Raw genomic sequence first — 18,682 nt, 5'->3', positions numbered from 1 at the left:
CGGCGCCGCGCCACGACCACGACCATGGCCACGATGAACGTCCACGATGGCGTATTCCCGGTCCAGCCGTGGCCTGGCCCCCTGCCCGTCGCCATCGATGGCCGCTGCGTGATCGCGCTGGCGACGGCGGGCCGCACGCGCCCGCAAGCGCGCCAACTGGCCCGCGACGCCTTGCGGCAGGTGCTGGCGGGATGGCTTTCCATCGACGGCGTGCGCATCGGCCTGCCCGCCACGCCCGGCCAGCCGCAGCGCATCGTGCTGGATACCGGGTCGGCCAACGCGGCGCACAGCGTCGCAGACCCCGCCATCGTCCCCTGCTGCTCGATCAGCCATGAAACCGATTGGACGCTGGTGGCCATCAGCCTCGATGGCCCGGTCGGCGTCGACCTGATGGTGCCGCAGGAAATAGAGGATTGGGCCGCGCTGGCACGCGACTATCTGGGCCCGGCGGTGGCGCAAGCACTGGCGGCCTGTCCAGCGCCACAACGCGCACGCGCGCTGGCGCAGGCATGGACGGCGCGCGAAGCGAGCCTGAAATGCGCGGGACAGGGTCTGACAGAATGGAGCGCAGCACCGGTGCTGGCTTGCCACACGGTGCCGCTGCTTGCGCAAGCGGGATGGGTGGGATCGCTGGCCTGGCCAGCCAAAGCCTGAACGGCGGCGCGGCACGGATCGGAAGATCAGTAGTTCGGAGATTCGGTAGTTCGGCAGCACGGCAGGCCGGCAGGCCAGCTACGCGGAAGTCGGAAGGTCGGCTGCGCCGGCGCCCTACCGCGCCGACGCATCAAATGCCAACCATGACAAGGTTAGCACCATTACCTGCAATTGCCACACAAAGTAGTTGAATCGCCACGCACTCAACCACGCGCTAATCGACTGCGCCGGCGCCCTACCGCGCCGGCGCATCGACCCTCAGCTAAAAATGATAGCGGTAGCCCACGCTCCAGGCGCCGACATGGCGCCGCTCGTAGCTGACCGTGGGGCCCGCGCCCCCCGAACCGCCGGGCATGCGCAACCACGTGTATTGCACGAACAGGTCGTGCGCGGGCGCCAGCCGGTAATCAAGGCCAAGGCGGGCCTGGTACAACCAGCCGCCATGGTCGGCGCCAGCGAAGCAATTGCACCCATTACTCATCTGCAGTGACGGCAGCGTGGCCGCGCCCCAGCCCAGCCCCACGCCAGCGTAGCCGCCCAGCGATTCGGTCCATGCCGCCGTGCGATAGGCATTGACGGTCAGGGCCTGATAATGGCCGCCGCCACTGCCCGCTTCCGACACCGGCCCCAAGGTCATACGGCTGATGTCGAAGCGGCCGTACTGGTACTCCAGCTCAAAGCGGGCATGTTCGGTCTGGCGGCCAACGGCCACGCCGCCATGCAGGCCGCTGTCCAGGCCAAGCTCACCGTCCACGCCCACGCCGCCAAAATCCACGCGCGCCGGCCAGCGGCGCAGGTTGTTCTGGCCAAGTTGGGCGGTCGCGTAATAGGCCGGCGCGTCGGCAGCGGCCGGCGCAGCGGACGTGGGCGCGGCCGCACCGGCCGGCGCCGGCTCCGCCCATGCAGGCAAGGCGCCGGCCAGCAGCAGCACGGCGCCGGTGGTACGTAATATCGTCTGTCGGAGTTTCATTGTCATCATCATCGGGTCCGTAGGGTTGGCCATCCGCTGGCCGTCAGTTGCCAAAGTGCGTGCCGAACGCCGCGTTCAATTCCGCCGCGCCGGCCGCCCCGCCGTGCTGCACGCCGACCAGCTGCACCTGGCTCAGATAGTTCTGCTCGACCGCGTCCACGAAACGGACGTCGGACACGGAGCTGTAAGTCGCCGCCAGCTGCCGCACCAGCGCCTGCACACCGGCGTTGCCCTGGTTAGCCAGCAGATAGCCTTCCGGATCGAACACGAACGCGCTGTCCTGCGTGGTGCTGAACATGGCGCCACGGTCCACATACCCCTTGGCGGCCAGGCCCAGTGCGCCGGCATCGGCGCTGCTGAGCAGCTGCGTCAAGCCTTGTCCGTTCTGGTACAGGTGCACGTCGACCTTGCCAGTCGTTCCCGCGGCCGCCGCGCCGAAACCGGCCGCGCCAGCCACCACGTTATAACATGAATAAGGCATGGCTTGCCCTGGCGCGGCGAAATACCAATCCTGGGTGTAGGGTTGGAACGCGGCGTTCAGGTGGTGGCCGCCGGCGTCGCTGGCCAGCGAATCAAACCGCGCGCCTTCGAACACGTTGCCGGTGCCCTGCGCCATGCGGGCCGCCTCGGCCGCGTCGGTCGTGTAGTAACGGTCACCATTGGCCAGCAACACGCTCAGCACCGGCGTGGCGGCCGGTGCCGGCGGCGCCACGGGCACCACGGGCGCCGGCGCGGCGCGCTGCACCAGCATGCCAGGGTCGACGATGGTGCCGTTGACGATGCCGTCCTCGTCGCCGGGGCCGCCGTCGGTCAGCGTGACGACGATGCGGTCCACCTTGCCGTCGCCGTTCAGGTCCAGCAACGTGGCGCCATTGTCGGCCGTGGCCAGGTTCTGGTCGTCCAGGAAGCTGTACCAGGTGCCGGTCTTGCTGTCCCACTTGATGAAATCGTTGGCCTGCACGCCGCCCGGCGGCAGGTCGATCACCACCCGCACTTGCAGCCCTGCCAGGTCGGGCGCGATGTCGGCCAGCGGCTGGCCGCCGCTCTGCTGGGTGACGGAGAAATGCAGCAGCGGCGTGGCGGCCGTCACATGGTCGGGCAACGGCGCCGTCGGCGCGCTCACCGACAGGTTGAGCAACTGGGCGCCGGACGCCAGTTGCACCGGCGCGCCAGGATGGGCCGGGTCCACCTGGCCAGCCATGATGGCGCCGAAACTGGACGCCGGGGCCAGCTTACCCTGCTGGAACGCTTCGACCGATGCCAGCGGCAACTGGCCCACGTTGTTCTGCTGCCAGTCGGGTATGCCATCGTGGTTGAAGTCACCGCCGTTGGCGGCCAGTTCCACCGATGGCAACACGCCGTCGACGTCGGTCACCACCGTCATGGTGACGGGCGCCTGCGCCTTCACCTTGCCGGTACTGTCAAGAATCTGGGCCGTGAAGGTGTAGACGCCGTCGTCCAGCACCACGCCGGGCAGGTGCACTTGGCCGGCGTGGGCCTGCTCCGCCGTCACCGCGCTCGTCTCCACCACTTCGCCCGTGCTCGTCACCAGGCGCACCGTGCCCCCTTCCACCAGTTGCCCGCCGCCGTAAATGGTCAGCTCCGACGGGGCCAGCGGGCCGGTCCCGCCATCGGTGACGGGGCCCAGCTTGACGCTCATGTCCTGTTGCGTGGACGGTGCCTGCGGCGCCACGTCGTTGTCCAGGATGGAGCCGGTGGCGGCCACGCCACCCACCGTCAGCGTCAGGCTCTCCGTGTGCTCGACCAGCGTGTCGTCGCGGGTGGCCACGGTGATGGCGAAACCGCTGACGCCGGACGGCACCACGATGATGCCGGTGGACGCGTCGCCATTCTTCCAGGCCACGCCGTCGCTGAAGGTGATGCTGGTGTAATCGGCCGCCGAAGCCGTGCCGCTGATGGCCAGCGTGTGCTCGGTGCTGGACGGGCTGGTGCTGTTGAGCGCCACCGTGTAGCGCAGGCTTCCCCCTTCCACCACGCTGCTGTCGATCGGGCTGGCGCCCAGGTGGGCCGCGTTCTCCGCCGTCACGCTGGTCACGCTCTGGCTGTCGTTGTCGGTGATGGTGCCGGTGGCGACCACGCCGCCCACGGTCAGCGCCAGGCTTTCGGCGCTCTCCACCAGCGCGTCGTCGGTGGTGGCCACGGTGATGGTGAAGCCGCTCACGCTGGACGGCACCACGATGATGCCGGTGGATGCGTCGCCATTCTTCCACGCCACGCCGTCGCTGAAGGTGAAGCTGCCGTAATCGGACGAAGACGCGGTGCCGCTGATGGCCAGTGTGTATTCTGTGGCGCCGCTGGTGGCGCCGCTCAGCGCCACGGTGTAAAGCAGGCTGGCGCCTTCCACCACGCTGCTGTCGACCGGGCTGGCGCCGGTGTGGGCCGCGTCTTCGGCCGTCACGCTGCTGACGCTCACGCTGTCATTGTCGGTGATGGTGCCGGTGGCGGCCACGCTGCCCACGGTCAGGGTCAGGCTCCTGGCGTTGTTCACGGCCGTGTCGTCCACGGTAGGCACGGAGACAGTGAAACCGCTCACGCTGCCCGGCACCACGATGATGCCGGTGGACGCGTCGCCATTCTTCCACGCCACGCCGTCGCTGAAGGTGAAACTGCCGTAGTCCGACGAGGACGCCGTGCCGCCGATGTCCAGCGTGTATTCGGTGCTGCCGCTGGTGGTGCCGCTCAGGGCCACCGTGTACAGCAGGCTGGCGCCTTCCACCACGCTGCTGTCGACCGGGCTGGCGCCCGTGTGGGCCGCGTCTTCGGCCATCACGCTGCTGACGCTCACGCTGTCGTTGTCGGTGATGGTGCCGGTGGCGGCCACGCTGCCCACGGTCAGTGTCAGGCTTTTGGCGCTGTTCACGGCCGTATCGTCCACCGTGGACACGGAGACGGTGAAGCCGCTCACGCTGCCCGGCACCACGATGATGCCGGTGGACGCGTCGCCGTTCTTCCACGCCACGCCATCGCTGAAGGTGAAGCTGCCATAGTCGGCCGAGGTGGCTGTGCCGCCGATGGCCAGCGTGTATTCGGTGCTGCCGCTGGTGGTGCCGCTCAGGGCCACCGTGTACAGCAGGCTGGCCCCTTCCACCACGCTGCTGTCGACCGGGCTGGCGCCCGTGTGGGCCGCGTCTTCGGCCAGCACGCTGCTCACGCTCACGCTGTCGTTGTCGGTGATGGTGCCGGTGGCGGCCACGCTGCCCACGGTCAGGGTCAGACTGCGAGCGCTGTTGACGGCCGTATCGTCCACGGTGGGTACGGAGACGGTGAAGCCGCTCACACTGCCGGGCACGACGATGATGCCGGTGTGCGGATCGCCATTTTTCCACGCCACGCCGTCGCTGAAGGTGAAGCTGCCGTAGTCGGACGACGACGCCGTGCCGCCGATCGCCAGCGCGTATTCGGTGGCGCCGCTGGTGGTGCCGCTCAGGGCCACCGTGTAGAGCAGGCTGGCCCCTTCCACCACACTGCTGTCGACCGGGCTGGCGCCCGTGTGGGCCGCGTCCTCGGCCAGCACGGTGCTGACCGTAACGGCGGCCGGCGCGCTGTCGGCGTTGATGGTGACCACACCGGTATTGTCCGTGATGGCGGCGAAGGAACTAGCCGACAGCGTCACATTGAACGTCTCGCTGGCCTCGGGCGTGGCGTCGGCGCCGATGGCGATATGGATCACCTTCGAGGTCTGGCCGGGCGCGAACGTCAGCGTACCCGAGGTGGCCGTGTAGTCGTTGCCGGCCGTGGTGGCCGTGCCGTCGGCGGTGGCATAGTTGACGGTCACCGTGTCGGCGCTGGCCTTGCTCAGCGTGACGGTGACGTCCACCCCGCCATCGCTTTCGTTGACGCTGGCGTCGCCGATGCTCAGTTGCGGCTGCGCGGCCAGGTAGGTGTTCAGTGTCGACAGCAAACCGCTGGTGGCCGCGTTGCCGGTCACGTCGCCGCCGCTGATGGAGAGCGTGGCGCCGTTGAAGGTCAGGCCCAGGAAGGTGTGGGGGTCGCCATTTTGCTCCGTGAACGGGTCGATGGTGTAAGTGCCGCCGCCGGCGGTGGCCAGCGTCTGGCCGCTGCCGGTGGCGTAGAACACCATCGTGCTGACGGCGCCGCTGGGCGCGCGCCAGTTGATCACCCCATCGATCGTGTGCACCACGCCCAGCGCATCGGTAACGATGATCTGGCCGCTGTAGTCGTTGCCCTGGGTGCCGCCGAACTGGCCGTTATCGGTGGTCTGGGCGAACTGCAGCTTGGACCAGCCCAGCGCCGACATGTACTGCGAATTGATCGCTTCGTTGTTCTTGGAGTAATCGCCGACAAAACCATTGGCGAACGAGACGGAAACAGTGGAAGTAGTCAATTCTGGCCTCTGCGTGATTTGAGTTGAAAAAGGGGCAGCCATGCCATCCGTCTGCGACGGGGCATTGTTGACACAGGTCCAAACTCACGCGAGGTTGAGGGAGAGATGGCGATCCGGTCGATACGGGCACTGCGGGATTGCGACAGTGGGTACGGACTCTCGTTGAGGTACCGCAACATTTAGTACAACAAGTCACGGCACGTGCATGACGATACCACAGAGCCGGGCCAAATCGCCACAAATATATCCATCAAGAAAAACTCATTTACAACAGGAACTTACTTGCAATTGTGAACCATCTGGCGGGACCACACGGGGCCGCAGCCCCGCCCGCGCCCGATTGACAACGCCGCAGCATCGTCGCTTAATGACGCGATGAACTCCCCGGCCGTTCCCCTGTCCCGCGCCGTGGCCGCTTGCCTGCTGGCGGCCGGCGGCGCGCTCGCCGCTGCCCCGCTCACGCCGGCTGGCGGCACGGCGCCGCCGATCGCCGTCACCATCTACGGCGACGACGACTATCCGCCCTACTCCTACCTGGAAAACGGCGAAATGAAGGGGATCTACACGGCCATCATCCGCGCTGCGCTCCGGAAGATGCCCGACTACCAGGTCGAGCTGCAACCAGTGCCGTGGAAGCGCGGCCTGGTCAAGCTGGAGACGGGCGAGAGCTTCGCCCTCTACCCGCCCTACCTGCGCGCGGCCGAGCGGCCCTACATGGCCTACTCGGAACCCATCATGGCCGAGCAACTGGTGGTCTATTGCAACCGGCCCGCGATCGCCGGACGCGCCCTGAAGCACTGGCCGGCCGACTACCACGGCCTGCGCATCGGCTACAACGCCGGCTTCCTCAGCGGCGGCAAGGCGTTCGACGAGGCCGTGCGGGCCGGCCTGCTGAGCGCCCTGCCGGCGCGCAACAGCCGCCTGAACCTGCTCAAGCTGCTCAAGGGCCGCATCGACTGCTACCTGAACGACCGCCTGTCCATCGTGTGGGAACTGGGCAAGCTGCGGCACGAAAAACTGATCGAAGCGGGCGCGCTGGACGTGGAGGAGACGGCGGCCCTGAGCGCCGAACAGGGCCACCTCGGCTACACCATGCGCGACGACGGCCGTTTCCCGTACAAGCAGGACTTCATCCGCCAGTTCAACGCCATCATCCGCGACATGAAGCAGGATGGCGAAATCCGCAACACGGTCGAGCGTTTTCTGCACGGGCCGGGCTAGCGGCGCCAGAAAGCCATTGAGCCGGGGCCCGGCTTCGGGTACAGTATGCGCGCACCACAGGCATCGCACCTGCCGCGGCTGCTGCGCCGGCCCGGCCCGGCCCGGCCACGATGCATGCGCCAACCTCACACATCATGACGACTATCGCAGTTATCGGCGGCGGCATCACCGGCGTCACCACGGCCTACGCGCTGGCACGGCGCGGCTACCAGGTCACCGTGTTCGAACGCCACCGCTATGCGGCCATGGAAACCTCGTACGCCAACGGCGGCCAGCTGTCGGCCTGCCACGCCGAGGTCTGGAACCACTGGAGCACCCTCGCCAAGGCCTTGAAATGGATGCTGCGCGCCGACGCGCCGCTGCTGCTCCATCCCCGGCCGAGCTGGCACAAGCTGTCGTGGTTCGCCCAGTTCATGGCCGCCATGCCGCGCTACGAGCGCAACACCATCGCCCTGGCGCAACTGGCCATCGCCGCGCGCGGCCACCTGTTCGCCTGGGCCGAGGAGGAAGGCATCGCGTTCGACCACCGGCGTGAAGGCATCCTGCACATCTACCGCGACCGCGCCAGCTTCGAGCACGCTTCCGGCGTGTCGGGCCTGCTGGCGCGCGGCGGGCTGGATCGGCGCGCCGTCACGCCACAGGAGATGCGCGCCATCGAGCCCACGCTGGCCGGCAACTACTACGGCGGCTACTTCACCGAGAGCGACAGCACGGGCGACATCCACCTGTTCACCACCGGGCTGGCGCGGGCAGCGGCCAAGCTGGGCGTGGAATTCCGCTACGAGCAGGACGTGCGCGCCGTGGCGACCGACGGCGCCACCGCCCTGGTCACCGTGCAGCAGGACGGCGAAGGCCGCACCAGCGATTACGACGGCCTGGTGATCTGCGCCGGCACCGCCAGCCGCGCGCTGGCGGCCATGGTCGGCGACCGGGTCAACGTGTATCCGGTCAAAGGCTATTCGATCACGCTGCGGCTGGACGACGCGGCCAGCCAGGCCGCCGCCCCCACCGTCAGCCTGCTCGACGACGCCACCAAGCTGGTGTCCTCGCGGCTGGGCCAGCAGCGGCTGCGGGTGGCCGGCACGGCCGAATTCAATGGCTACAACCGCGACATCCGCGCCGACCGCATCGCGCCGCTGGTGGAATGGGTGCGGCAATGCTTCCCCGGCGTGAGCACGCGCGACATGACGCCATGGGCCGGCCTGCGGCCCATGATGCCGGACCTGATGCCGCGCGTGGGCCGGGGCAAATCGCCGTGCGTGTTCTACAACACGGGCCACGGCCACCTGGGCTGGACGCTGTCGGCCGCCACGGCCGACATGGTGGCCGGCGTGATCGGCCAGGCGCTGGGCGCACCCCGCCTGGACAGCCAACAATACGGGACGTAAGCCATTTGCATCTGGCGTACGTCCCGTCTACGTTCCCGTTTTCCCCACCTGACGCTCGGGGACGCGCCACCATGGCATTCCGATGTGCCGCGCCGTCAGGCCGGTGGCACACCGCAGCGCGTCACCAGTTGCTCGAAGTCGGCCAGCGGCAAGGGCCGGCCATATAAATACCCCTGGTAGTGGCGGCAGCCGGCCGCTTCCAGCCGCTGGCGTTGCAGCTCCGTCTCCACCCCTTCCGCGATCACATCCAGGTGCAGGCTGGTCGCCATGCCGATGATGGTGCTGACGATGGCCTGGTCGCTGCCATCGGTGGCCAGGTCGCGCACGAACGACTGGTCGATCTTGAGCTGGTCCAGCGGCAGCCGCTTCAGGTATTGCAGCGACGAATAGCCGGTGCCGAAATCATCAAGCGAGAACTTGATGCCCAGCGCCTTGAGCTCCTTCATGGTGGCGATGGTTTCCTCGATGTTGTCGACCAGGATGCTCTCCGTCAGTTCCAGCTTGAGCACGCCCGGCGGCAAATGGTAGCGCTGCAGCGCGTTGCGCACATGGTCGACGAACTGGTGCTGGCGGAACTGGCGCGCGCTCACATTGATGGCCAGCACCAGCGCGCGCGTGCGCGCATCCCGCTGCCATGCGTGCAACTGGGCGCAAGCCTGCTCCAGCACCCAGTCGCCGATCGGCAGGATCAACCCCGTCTCCTCGGCCAGCGGGATGAACTGGGCCGGCGATACGAAGCCGCCATCGGGCCGCTCCCAGCGGATCAGGGCTTCGGCGCCCAGCGCGCAGCCATGCTGGTCCACCTGCACCTGGTAGTACAGGCGGAACTGGTCCTGCTCCAGCGCCAGGCACATCTGCTCCTCCAGCTGGGCGCGGGCCGTGATGTTGTCCTGCATCTGCTGGTCGAAGAAGCGCATGCCGTTGCGGCCCGCCTTCTTGGCCTGGTACATGGCGATGTCGGCCTGCACCAGCACTTCATCCGGTTGCTGGCGGTGGTCGGCGAACAGCGTGATGCCGATGCTGGGCGTGCTGCGGCAGTTGTGGTGGGCCAGCTGGTAGGGCTGGTTCAGGCTGGCCAGGATCTTGTGCGCCACCATCTCGGTCTTGGTGGCCGCGCCCATGGGGTCGATGTCCAGGCCCTCGATCAGCACCACGAATTCGTCACCGCCCAGGCGCGCCACCGTATCGCACTCGCGCAGGCATGCTTGCAGCCGCTCGGCCACCTGCTGCAGCAGCAGGTCGCCCACGTTGTGGCCCAGGGTGTCGTTGAGGGTCTTGAAGTTATCGAGGTCGATGAACATCAAGGCGTTGATGCTGTGGCTGCGCGCCAGCACATGCAAGGCCTGCTTGAGCCGCTCAAGCAGCAGGCGGCGGTTGGGCAGGCGCGTGAGCGGGTCGTAGAACGCCAGGTTCTTGATCTCGTCGGTGGCGGCCTTGCTGAGCGTGATGTCGCTGAGCGAAGCCACGTAATGCGTGGCCAGCTGGTCGGCGTTGCGCACGGCCGTCACGGTCAGCCGCTCCGGATACACCTCGCCGTTCTTGCGGCGGTTCCAGATCTCGCCGTCCCAGCGGCCGCGCACGCGCAGGCTTTGCCACATGGTCTTGTAGAAATCGGGGCCGTGGCGGCCCGAACTGAGCACGGCCGGGGTCTTGCCCGCCACCTCATGCGAGTCGTAGCCGGTGATGGCCGTGAAGGCCTTGTTGACGCGCAGGATCACGCCATTGGCGTCCGTCACCAGCATGCCTTCCGTGGTTTCGAACGCGACGGCGGCCACGCGCAGCGCTTCCTCGTTGCGGCGGCCGGCCGTGATATCGGCCAGCGTGACGATGGCGCCGGGCCAGCCCTGCCCCAGCGGCGTGACGCGCAGGCGCCACCAGCTATCGGGACGCGGATGGTCGCCGCAGTATTCCACGCGGTAGCTGCCGCGCCGGCCCGCCAGCACCGCCAGGATGCCATCGTGCACGGCCAGCGCCGCATTATCGTCGCCGCCGCCGGTATCGACGGCGTCGACCACGTCACCCAGGCCGGCGGCGGCGCGGCACAGACTCGGAAAATCGCTGCCCACGGTGACGCGGGCCAGCGTGCCACAGCCGGTGGCGGCCGCCGCGCCACGGCGCCAGGCAGCGTTGACGGCCAGCACAGTGCCGTTGCCATCAAGCACAGCCATGCAGTCGTCAAGGGCATCCAGTACGGCCCAGCAAAAGTCGGGACGGCGGGTCGGCGCATCGGGCGCATCGGGCGCATCGGGCGCGCCGGCGCCCGGCAGCACGCCTCCCGAACTGAGCCAGTCGCAATTATGGGAGCGCGGGCTGAAATCGGGATCGCAAGGTGTTTCGGCCAAGATCGTGCGGCGCGGCAAGGCGCCATGGCCGGGCGAGGCATCTGCCATCGTGGACAAGTCCGATGGCAGCGGAGGTGTGGTCATGATTACGGCTATGGGGGTAAACTCGGGATGCCGACCAGTGTATTGACTCTAATCGGAAAAAAACTTGATCCACATCAAATCCGGCTAAATATTGCCGTGTGTAAATGTTAATGTAGAGAAAAAGTCACGCGTGTTGACGTCTCTTGTAAAATCCGCCGCCGCCCCTATCTGGGGCCCATCTCTCACGGAGGCTTTAACCATGACTGCACTAAAACTCGTCCGCACCACCCTGATCGCGTCCGCGCTAGCGTTGAGCGCCCCGGTGTTCGCGGCCGATCCCACCATGCACGAAGTGTATCTGGCCGCCGAAGCGGGCAAATTCACGGAAGCGCAGGCAATGATGGACCAGGTGCTGCGCGACCACCCCAACAGCGGCAAGGCCCACTTTGTCGAAGCGGAACTGCTGGCCAAGCAAGGCAAGATGAGCCAGGCCCAGGCCGAATTGAGCAAGGCCGAGCAACTGGCGCCCGGCCTGCCGTTCGCCAAACCGGGCGCGGTGGACAAGCTGCGCCAGTTGCTGGCCCAGCCGACGCCGCGTGCGGCCGCCGCCCCCATCACCCACCCCAACTACGGCCAGCAGCAGCCGGCGCCGCGTCCGGCCAATAGCGGCCTGCCCTGGGGCATGCTGCTGATCCTGGGCGCCGGCCTGGTCGGCTTCATCGTGCTGGCCAGCCGCTTCATGGCGCGCCGCCAGGCCGGCATGCAGGGCCCGGCCGGCATGGCGCCCTACGCTCCGGGCGCGCCGCAGGGTTACAACCCCGGCTACAACCCCGGTTACGGCCAGCCGCAGGGCTGGGGCCAGCAAGGCATGGGCCAGCCCCAGGCGCCGGGCATGGGTTCGCGCATCATGGGCGGCCTGGCCACGGGTGCTGCCGTGGGCGCCGGCGTGGTGGCCGGCGAAGCGCTGATGCGCCACTTCACCGAGGGCGACAACGGCAGCCGCGAGCGCGGCCACAGCGACACCCGCAACGACATCATCTATGACGATCCCACCCAGCGTAACAACCTGGCCGGCGACGACATGGGCGGCACCGACTTCGGCGTGAGCGACAGCGGCTCGTGGGATGACAACAGCGGCGGTGGCGGCAGCGACGACTGGTAATCCCTCCCGGCGGCGCCGTCCGCGCGCCGCCCGCCGCCTCGATCAGCGCTCCACGGCCACCTGTGCACGTCGTACCCGAGAAAGCGGGTACCCATGGAGCGCATCGCTTGCCCTCACTTACGGCAGGCCAGTAACGGTGCCCTCCTTCGGATAGCTGATCGCATACCCGGCGCTGATCTTCAGCGTTTCATGCGGCGCCAGTGGCTGATCCCAGCCGACCACGCCCTGGCGCTGTTCCCATTGCGTGATGGTGGGCTGCGGCCCGAACGTGGCGCGCACCTTGATCTCGTCGGACGTGCTGACCGGCGACGCTTCCAGCACCAGCACCCGCACCGGCGCCGTATGGAAACTGGTGATGGTGTACACGTCCGTCACCTCGCGCTCGCCGTGCTGCGCCAACAAGCCGCCCGTCCCCGATTGCTGGCTGGCCCGGTCCACGGCCACCCGGATCAACTCGTCGCGCCCGAATGGCAGCACCAGCCGCTCCGACGCCTGCGGGTTCCAATGCGTCGCCCCGACATAGCCGCCATCGCGGAACAACTGCACATTCCCCGCCAGCCACACGCCGGCCGGCCGCGCCGCCTCGGCCGTCACCACGGCCGACTTGTCCTGGCGCGGCACCACGCGGATGCGCTGCGTGACGGGCACCGGCTGGCTCGATAACGCCACCGTCACTTCCCGCCCGTCCGCCGGCAGGGTGACGCGGTTGGGCACGCTGAATTCCGTGTCGAACGCACCCTGCTCCTCGATCACGGGCGGAATGTAAGGCTCGCCCGCCGGAGCGCGCGCGGCCATCGCCACCATGGGCGCCGGAGCCGGGGCGGGCGCCGGCATCGGCGCGTAGCCATAGGCGGCCACCTTGCTCTCGGCGACCGGCTTGTAATAGGTCAGCAGGCGCGGTTGCGGGTCGGGCGCGTCCGGCGAACGGCGCGGCTGGCCGGTGGACAGCTTCAGCGCCACACCATTCCAGTCCTCGCCCGTCTTCTGCGACACGGCGGCCAGCCGCTCCAGCTCCACGCGCGACGCGCCCGCGTCGAGGCTGGCGCGGTACACCGGCTTCCATCCGGCGCCATTGACCTGATAGGACACGCGCACCGTGCCCGCCTGCCGCACGGCCAGTTGCACGCTGATGCTACGCTGCTCGCGGCCACCGCCGCGCACCTTGTCCAGCTCCCCCTGCAACACGGCGATCTTGCGGTCGATCTCGCGCATTTGCACCTGGGTGCGCTGGATCTGGCTGAAGGCATCGTGGGCGCCGCGGCGGATCGTGTCGAGCATGGCGCCCATGGCCTTGCCATCGGCGGCCACCGGCGCCCGGTCGGCCGGGCCCGCGCCGTTCAGGTGCTCCAGGTAGTTCTGCACCAGCGCGGCCGATTTCGCGTCCACGTTGAGCACGTCCTTGCTGTCCTGCAGCGCCTGGATGCGCGCCTCCAGCTCGGCCTGGCGCGCGTTGGCCGCCTCCTCCTTGCCCACGTCGCGCGTGACGACCTGGCCCACCTGGATGCCGGCCGACGCTTGCACCCGCAAGGTGCGCAGGTCGAAGCCGGCCGGCAGGCCGCTGATGTCGAGATGCGTCATGCCCGGCTGGACGGCGCCGCTGCGCTCCACCATGGCGCTGCCCGGGTACAGGGTGACGCTGGTGATGGGCGCGTCCTCGGCGCAGGCCAGGCCGTGCGCGGTGGAAGCGAGTGTCAACAGGATGGCGATACGGGTGGGAGTCATGGCGCTTGCTGGTTGTGAAGATCCGGCAATACTGCTGCGCTTTGATAAAAATGTCAATTTTGCCATTACGCATTTCGAAAGGAATCGCCGCCTACTCTTTCGAGGGAGGCGGCGCCCATCATTTTTGGTCGGTGGACCGCAGAGTCCCGCGAAGTCAGGCAAAATAGCGCAAGTTCCAACATTCAAGCGACTCCAACGCCAGCAAAGGACGGACATGAGCACCGACATACCGTTGCTGCCGGCATGGCTGCACACGGGCTGGTTCCGCCTGCTGTTCCCCATCATGGTGGCCGGCCTGCTGTACCTGGTCTACCTGTGGCGCATCCGGCAAATCACCGAACGCGTCCAGACCCAGCTCAAGGCACGCCAGCTTGAGCGCGAACGCATCGCGCGCGCCCTGCACGACACCCTGCTACAAGGCGTGCAAAGCCTGACGCTGCGCTTCCAGACCGCCATCGACCAACTGCCACCGGAGGCGGCGGCCGCGCGCGCGACCATGGAGCAGATCCTCGACAGCGCCGACGAGGTGATGGCGGCCGGCCGCGACCAGGTGATGGACTTGCGCGGCAGCCTCGAATTAGGCAGCGACCTGGCGCAGTCGCTCAACGCCGCCGGCTGCGCCATGGGCGGCGAATACGGCGTGCGCTTCCGGTTCACCGTGGAAGGCGCGCGGCGGCGCATGCAAGCCTTGCTGACCGACGAGGTGAACTGCATCGCCCGCGAGGCGCTGTCGAACGCTTTCCGCCACGCCCGCGCGCGCACGGTGACGCTGACCATGGCCTACGGCTGCGACGATTTCCGCCTGCGCGTGCAGGATGACGGCCAGGGCATCGACGAGCAGACCCGGGCCAGCGGCCGCCGCCATGGCCACTGGGGCTTGACCGGCATGCGCGAGCGCGCCCACGGCCTGGGTGGCAGGCTGGAGATCTGGAGCCGCCCCGGCCAGGGCACCGAGGTGGCGCTGACCGTGCCCGCGCCACTGGCCTACGCGGACGCCGACCAGCACCCGCTGCGCCGCTGGCTGGACCGCACTATACTAAAACTATTGGGCCGCCATTGAGGCGCCTGAACCAAACCGGAAAGCCGCATTGAACGCACACCACGCCATGCAGGACAGCCCCGCCCCCCGCCCCATCAGCGTGCTGGTGGTGGACGATCATCCGCTGATGCGGGCCGGCCTGGTCGAGGCCATCGCCAGCCAGCCGGACATGCGGGTGGCCGGCGAAGCCGGCAATGGCCGCGAGGCCGTGCAGCAGTTCCGCGCCTGCCCGCCGGACGTGACGGTGATGGACATCGCCATGCCCGAGCAATGCGGCGTCTCGGCCCTGCTGGAGATCCGCCGCGAGTTCCCGCAGGCGCGCGTCGTCATGCTGACCACCTACAAGGGCGACGCCCAGATCCTGCGCGCCGTGCAGGGCGGCGCGGCCGGCTTCCTGCTCAAGAGCACCCTGCGCAAGGAACTGCTCGACACCATCCGCGCCGTCCACGCCGGCGCGCGCCGCATTCCGCCCGAGGTGGCGATGGAACTGGCGCAGCACATGGGCCAGGGGCCGCTCAGCCCGCGCGAGGTGGAGGTGCTGGGCTACGCCGCCACCGGCCATTCCAACAAGCGCATCGCGGCGCAACTGGCCATTTCCGAGGAGACCGTCAAGGCGCACATGAAGAACGTGCTGGCCAAGTTGATGGCCAACGACCGCACCCACGCCGTCACCATCGCGCTCAAGCGCGGCATCATCGCGCTCTGAACGCCAGCGCCAGCAGGATCGCGCAGGGCGCGAGCAGGCCGCCGAAGCCGGCCAGCACGAAGGCCCAGGCGCCGCAGACGGCGCCGGCGGCGAAGGCCAGCGCGGGCCACAACAGGCCGGCGGCGCGCGCCCGCGCGGCCATGTCGCCGCGCACCGCGTCCACCAGTTCGATCACCAGTTGCGTCACATTGCCCGTCATGACGGTGGTGGCGGCCTCGCGCCCCAACAGCAGCTTGCCATAGGCGTTCTGCACCGCCATCGCCGCCGCGCACGCCATGCCGGTGGCCAGCGTCAGCGGCGCGCCGGGCCGTTCGACGGGGCTGGCCAGCCAGCCCAGACCCGTCCCGGCCAGCAGCAGCGCCAGTTGCAGCAGCAGGCAACGATGCAGGGCCCGGGCCGGCCCGCCGTCGCGCTGCCAGCGCAGCACCAGCATGCGCGTCAGCGCGACGAAGGCGATGAACACCGGGAACACCAGCAGCTTGATGGCGATGTCGGGCGCGGGCCGCACCAGGCCCCGGCCGATCAGCACGAAATTGCCCGTCACATGGGCCGTGAACAGGCCGAACAGGCCGATGAAGCCGAGCGTGTCGACATAACCGGCCAGGTAGCCCAGCGCCACGCCGCGCAGGCCGTCGCGGCCCGCCGCCGGCGCCGTCGCGGCGGCGTCCATCAGCCGCCGCTCGCCCGCTGGCGCGGCTGCAGGTCGTGCCAGGCCACCAGCAGGAAGGCGCCGGCCAGACCCAGGTGCTCGAAGAAGCTGTTGGCGGCCATGAAGCGCTCCGTGCCCGCCATCTCCCAGAAACGGTTCGCCACCAGCGTGGCCATGACCGTGAACAGGGCCAGGAAGCCGGCGCCCAGCCAGCGGTAAAAGCCGCTCAGCACCAGCGCCGAGGCGCCCAGTTCACCGGCGATCACCAGCGCCGCCAGCGTCGCGGCCGGCGCCAGGCCGAAGTGCTGCATCTCGCCAACGGCGCCGTGGAAGTCGGTCAGCTTGTTCCAGCCGCCCTGCAGATAGGCGCCGCACAGCAGCAACAGGAAAAGCCAGCGCAGTGCCGGCGCGCCGGCCAGCGCGCGCCAGCCCTGTAGGGGCACCGTGGGGGTGGTCGTGGTATGCATGGTCATGTCCCTCCCCCGTTCGTCATACGGCCCAGCACGCGCAACCGAGCGCGCCCCAGAAGCCCTTCAGGTCGGACACCGGCAGGGAACTGGTCCACGCCGTGGCGTGCTGGTGGCCGTGCAGATTGCACTGGTGGGCGCAGCCGCAGGCGCCCTGCTGCCGGCGCTTGGCCTGCGCCTGCTCCTGCGCCTTCTGTTGCTCGCGGCGCGCCGCCGCGCCCTTGGCCGGCGCCAGACCCCAGCCCGCGTAGCCGCCGTAGCGCCGCACGGGCGACCAGTCGGGCATGGCCGGCGGCGGCGGCTGGTCGAGCCCGGCGAACGGGCCGGCCCCGTACACCACCTTGCCGCCGACGATGGTCAGCAGCGCGCTGGTGTCGGCGATCTCGCTTTCGGCGCAGGCGAAGAAATCGCGGTCCGGCACGATCAGGTCGGCCAGCTGGCCCGCTTCGATGCGGCCCTTCTTGCCCACCTCGTTGGAGAACCAGGTGGTGTTCTCGGTCCACATGCGCAGCGCCGTCTCGCGGTCCAGGCAATTGGCGCGCGGGTATAGCTGCATGCCGCCCACGGTCTTGCCGGTGATGAGCCAGGCCAGCGACACCCACGGGTTGTAGGACGCCACGCGGGTGGCGTCGGTGCCGGCCGAGACCTTGACGCCGGACGCCAGCATCTTGGCCACCGGCGGCGTGGCCTCGGCCGCGCCATGGCCGTAGCGTTCGACGAAGTACTCGCCCTGGTAGGCCATGCGGTGCTGCACGGCGACGCCGCCGCCCAGCGCGGCGATGCGCTCGATCGAGCGGCCCGAGATGGTTTCGGCATGGTCGAAGAACCAGTTCAGGCCCGCCAGCGGGATGTCCTGGTTGACCCGCTCGAACACGTCGAGCGCGCGCGAGATGGTCTCGTCGTAGGTGGCGTGCATGCGCCACGGCCAGCGGTTCTGCGCCAGCACGCGGATCACGCCGTCCAGGTCATCCTCCATGTTGGCCGGCATGTCGGGACGCGGCTGGCGGAAGTCCTCGAAATCGGCCGCCGAGAAGGTCAGCATCTCGCCGGCGCCGTTGTGGCGGAAGTAGTCGTCGCCCTGCTGGTAGGTGGAATTGCGCGTCCAGTTGAGGAAATCCTCCTTCTCCTGCTGCGGCTTTTGCGTGAACAGGTTGTAGGCCAGGCGCACCGTCAGCTGCTTGGCCTCGGCCAGCTGCTCGATCACCTGGTAGTCCTCGGGATAGTTCTGGAAGCCGCCGCCGGCGTCGATGGCGCCCGTCACGCCCAGCCGGTTCAGCTCGCGCATGAAATGGCGGGTCGAGTTGATCTGGTATTCCATCGGCAGCTTGGGGCCCTTGGCCAGCGTGGCGTACAGGATGGAGGCGTTGGGCTTGGCCAACAGGAGGCCGGTGGGGTTGCCGGCGCCGTCGCGCAGGATCTGGCCGCCGGGCGGCTCGGGCGTGTCGCGCGTGTAGCCGACGGCGCGCAGCGCGGCGCCGTTGAGCAGCGCGCGGTCGTACAGGTGCAGGATGAACACCGGCGTGTCGGGCGCCACGGCGTTCAGCTCCTCCAGCGTCGGCAAACGCTTCTCGGCGAACTGGTGTTCGCTGAAGCCGCCCACCACGCGCACCCATTGCGGCGCGGGCGTGACGGCCACCTGGGCCTTGAGCATGGCCATGGCGTCGGCCAGGCTGCGCACGCCGTCCCAGCGCAGCTCCAGATTGAAATTCAGGCCACCACGGATGATGTGCAGGTGGTTGTCGATCAGGCCGGGCAGCACGCGCCGCCCGCCCAGGTCGATCACGCGCGTGGCCGGACCGGCCAGCGCCATGATCTCGTCGGCCCGGCCGACATGCGTGAAGCGGCCGTCCTTGATGGCGACCGCCTCGGCGTGGGGGTTGCTCCGGTCCAGCGTGGTAAACAGGCCGCGGTGCAGGATCAGGTCCGGCGTGGCGTTGGCGTTGGCGTTCATGTACTTGACTCCTCAATAATC

The 18,682-nt window shown here is 68.5% G+C and carries 13 protein-coding genes; 6 read left to right on the top strand and 7 right to left on the bottom strand.

The genetic code is table 11. The features are described 5' to 3' along the window. Positions 1–24 precede the first annotated feature (24 nt). Positions 25–654: a 4'-phosphopantetheinyl transferase family protein gene (locus H3H37_RS12690; protein WP_182162950.1), complete on the top strand. Its 630-nt coding sequence runs from the start codon at positions 25–27 to the stop codon at positions 652–654. A 262-nt stretch (positions 655–916) separates the two neighbouring features. Here the strand turns inward: H3H37_RS12690 and H3H37_RS12685 are convergent, their stop codons facing one another. Together H3H37_RS12685 and H3H37_RS12680 are read right to left on the bottom strand one after the other, a co-directional pair. Further along, on the bottom strand, positions 917–1,624 hold the full coding sequence (locus tag H3H37_RS12685) for an outer membrane protein (RefSeq protein ID WP_182162948.1): 708 nt from the start codon (positions 1,622–1,624) through the stop codon (positions 917–919). 43 nt (positions 1,625–1,667) lie between these two features. After that, positions 1,668–5,990: a beta strand repeat-containing protein gene (locus H3H37_RS12680; RefSeq protein WP_182162946.1), complete on the bottom strand. Its 4,323-nt coding sequence runs from the start codon at positions 5,988–5,990 to the stop codon at positions 1,668–1,670. Positions 5,991–6,365: 375 nt separating this feature from the next. On the opposite strand from H3H37_RS12680, the gene H3H37_RS12675 reads away from it, so the two are divergent. Together H3H37_RS12675 and H3H37_RS12670 are read left to right on the top strand one after the other, a co-directional pair. Beyond that, complete coding sequence (locus tag H3H37_RS12675) at positions 6,366–7,211, top strand: substrate-binding periplasmic protein (protein ID WP_182162944.1); 846 nt, start codon at positions 6,366–6,368, stop codon at positions 7,209–7,211. Between the two features lie 134 nt (positions 7,212–7,345). Continuing rightward, positions 7,346–8,599 carry a D-amino acid dehydrogenase gene (locus H3H37_RS12670; protein ID WP_182162942.1) on the top strand — a complete coding sequence of 418 codons (1,254 nt, stop codon included), beginning with the start codon at positions 7,346–7,348 and terminating at the stop codon, positions 8,597–8,599. A 95-nt stretch (positions 8,600–8,694) separates the two neighbouring features. Here H3H37_RS12670 and H3H37_RS12665 read toward each other — a convergent pair whose 3' ends face one another. Beyond that, positions 8,695–11,025 carry a putative bifunctional diguanylate cyclase/phosphodiesterase gene (locus tag H3H37_RS12665; RefSeq protein WP_229218803.1) on the bottom strand — a complete coding sequence of 777 codons (2,331 nt, stop codon included), beginning with the start codon at positions 11,023–11,025 and terminating at the stop codon, positions 8,695–8,697. Between the two features lie 199 nt (positions 11,026–11,224). On the opposite strand from H3H37_RS12665, the gene H3H37_RS12660 reads away from it, so the two are divergent. Next, positions 11,225–12,127 carry a tetratricopeptide repeat protein gene (locus H3H37_RS12660; protein ID WP_182162940.1) on the top strand — a complete coding sequence of 301 codons (903 nt, stop codon included), beginning with the start codon at positions 11,225–11,227 and terminating at the stop codon, positions 12,125–12,127. 117 nt (positions 12,128–12,244) lie between these two features. Here the strand turns inward: H3H37_RS12660 and H3H37_RS12655 are convergent, their stop codons facing one another. After that, positions 12,245–13,849, bottom strand: coding sequence for a mucoidy inhibitor MuiA family protein (locus H3H37_RS12655; RefSeq protein ID WP_182162938.1), 1,605 nt, complete (start codon positions 13,847–13,849; stop codon positions 12,245–12,247). Positions 13,850–14,063: 214 nt separating this feature from the next. Here H3H37_RS12655 and H3H37_RS12650 point away from each other — a divergent pair, with 214 nt between their 5' ends. Together H3H37_RS12650 and H3H37_RS12645 are read left to right on the top strand one after the other, a co-directional pair. After that, positions 14,064–14,909, top strand: a complete 846-nt coding sequence (locus tag H3H37_RS12650; protein ID WP_182162936.1) for a sensor histidine kinase — start codon at positions 14,064–14,066, stop codon at positions 14,907–14,909. 28 nt (positions 14,910–14,937) lie between these two features. Continuing rightward, a complete protein-coding gene (locus tag H3H37_RS12645) occupies positions 14,938–15,594 on the top strand; it encodes a response regulator transcription factor (RefSeq protein ID WP_311197475.1) in 657 nt (218 codons plus the stop codon). Here H3H37_RS12645 and H3H37_RS12640 read toward each other — a convergent pair. The 3 genes from H3H37_RS12640 to H3H37_RS12630 are packed head-to-tail and all read right to left on the bottom strand — an operon-like array spanning position 15,581 to position 18,661. Continuing rightward, positions 15,581–16,264, bottom strand: coding sequence for a YoaK family protein (locus H3H37_RS12640; protein WP_182162934.1), 684 nt, complete (start codon positions 16,262–16,264; stop codon positions 15,581–15,583). The two genes, H3H37_RS12645 and H3H37_RS12640, sit on opposite strands and share 14 nt — an antisense overlap. After that, positions 16,264–16,710: a DoxX family protein gene (locus tag H3H37_RS12635; RefSeq protein ID WP_182162932.1), complete on the bottom strand. Its 447-nt coding sequence runs from the start codon at positions 16,708–16,710 to the stop codon at positions 16,264–16,266. Before H3H37_RS12635 ends, H3H37_RS12640 begins: the two co-directional genes overlap by 1 nt. 22 nt (positions 16,711–16,732) lie before the next feature. Further along, positions 16,733–18,661, bottom strand: coding sequence for an amidohydrolase (locus H3H37_RS12630; RefSeq protein WP_182162930.1), 1,929 nt, complete (start codon positions 18,659–18,661; stop codon positions 16,733–16,735). Positions 18,662–18,682 lie beyond the last annotated feature (21 nt).

This window comes from Rugamonas brunnea, assembly GCF_014042345.1.
Lineage (GTDB): Bacteria > Pseudomonadota > Gammaproteobacteria > Burkholderiales > Burkholderiaceae_D > Rugamonas > Rugamonas brunnea.
Note: the sequence above shows the minus strand (reverse complement) of the source record. Positions and strands in the feature narration are given on the sequence as shown.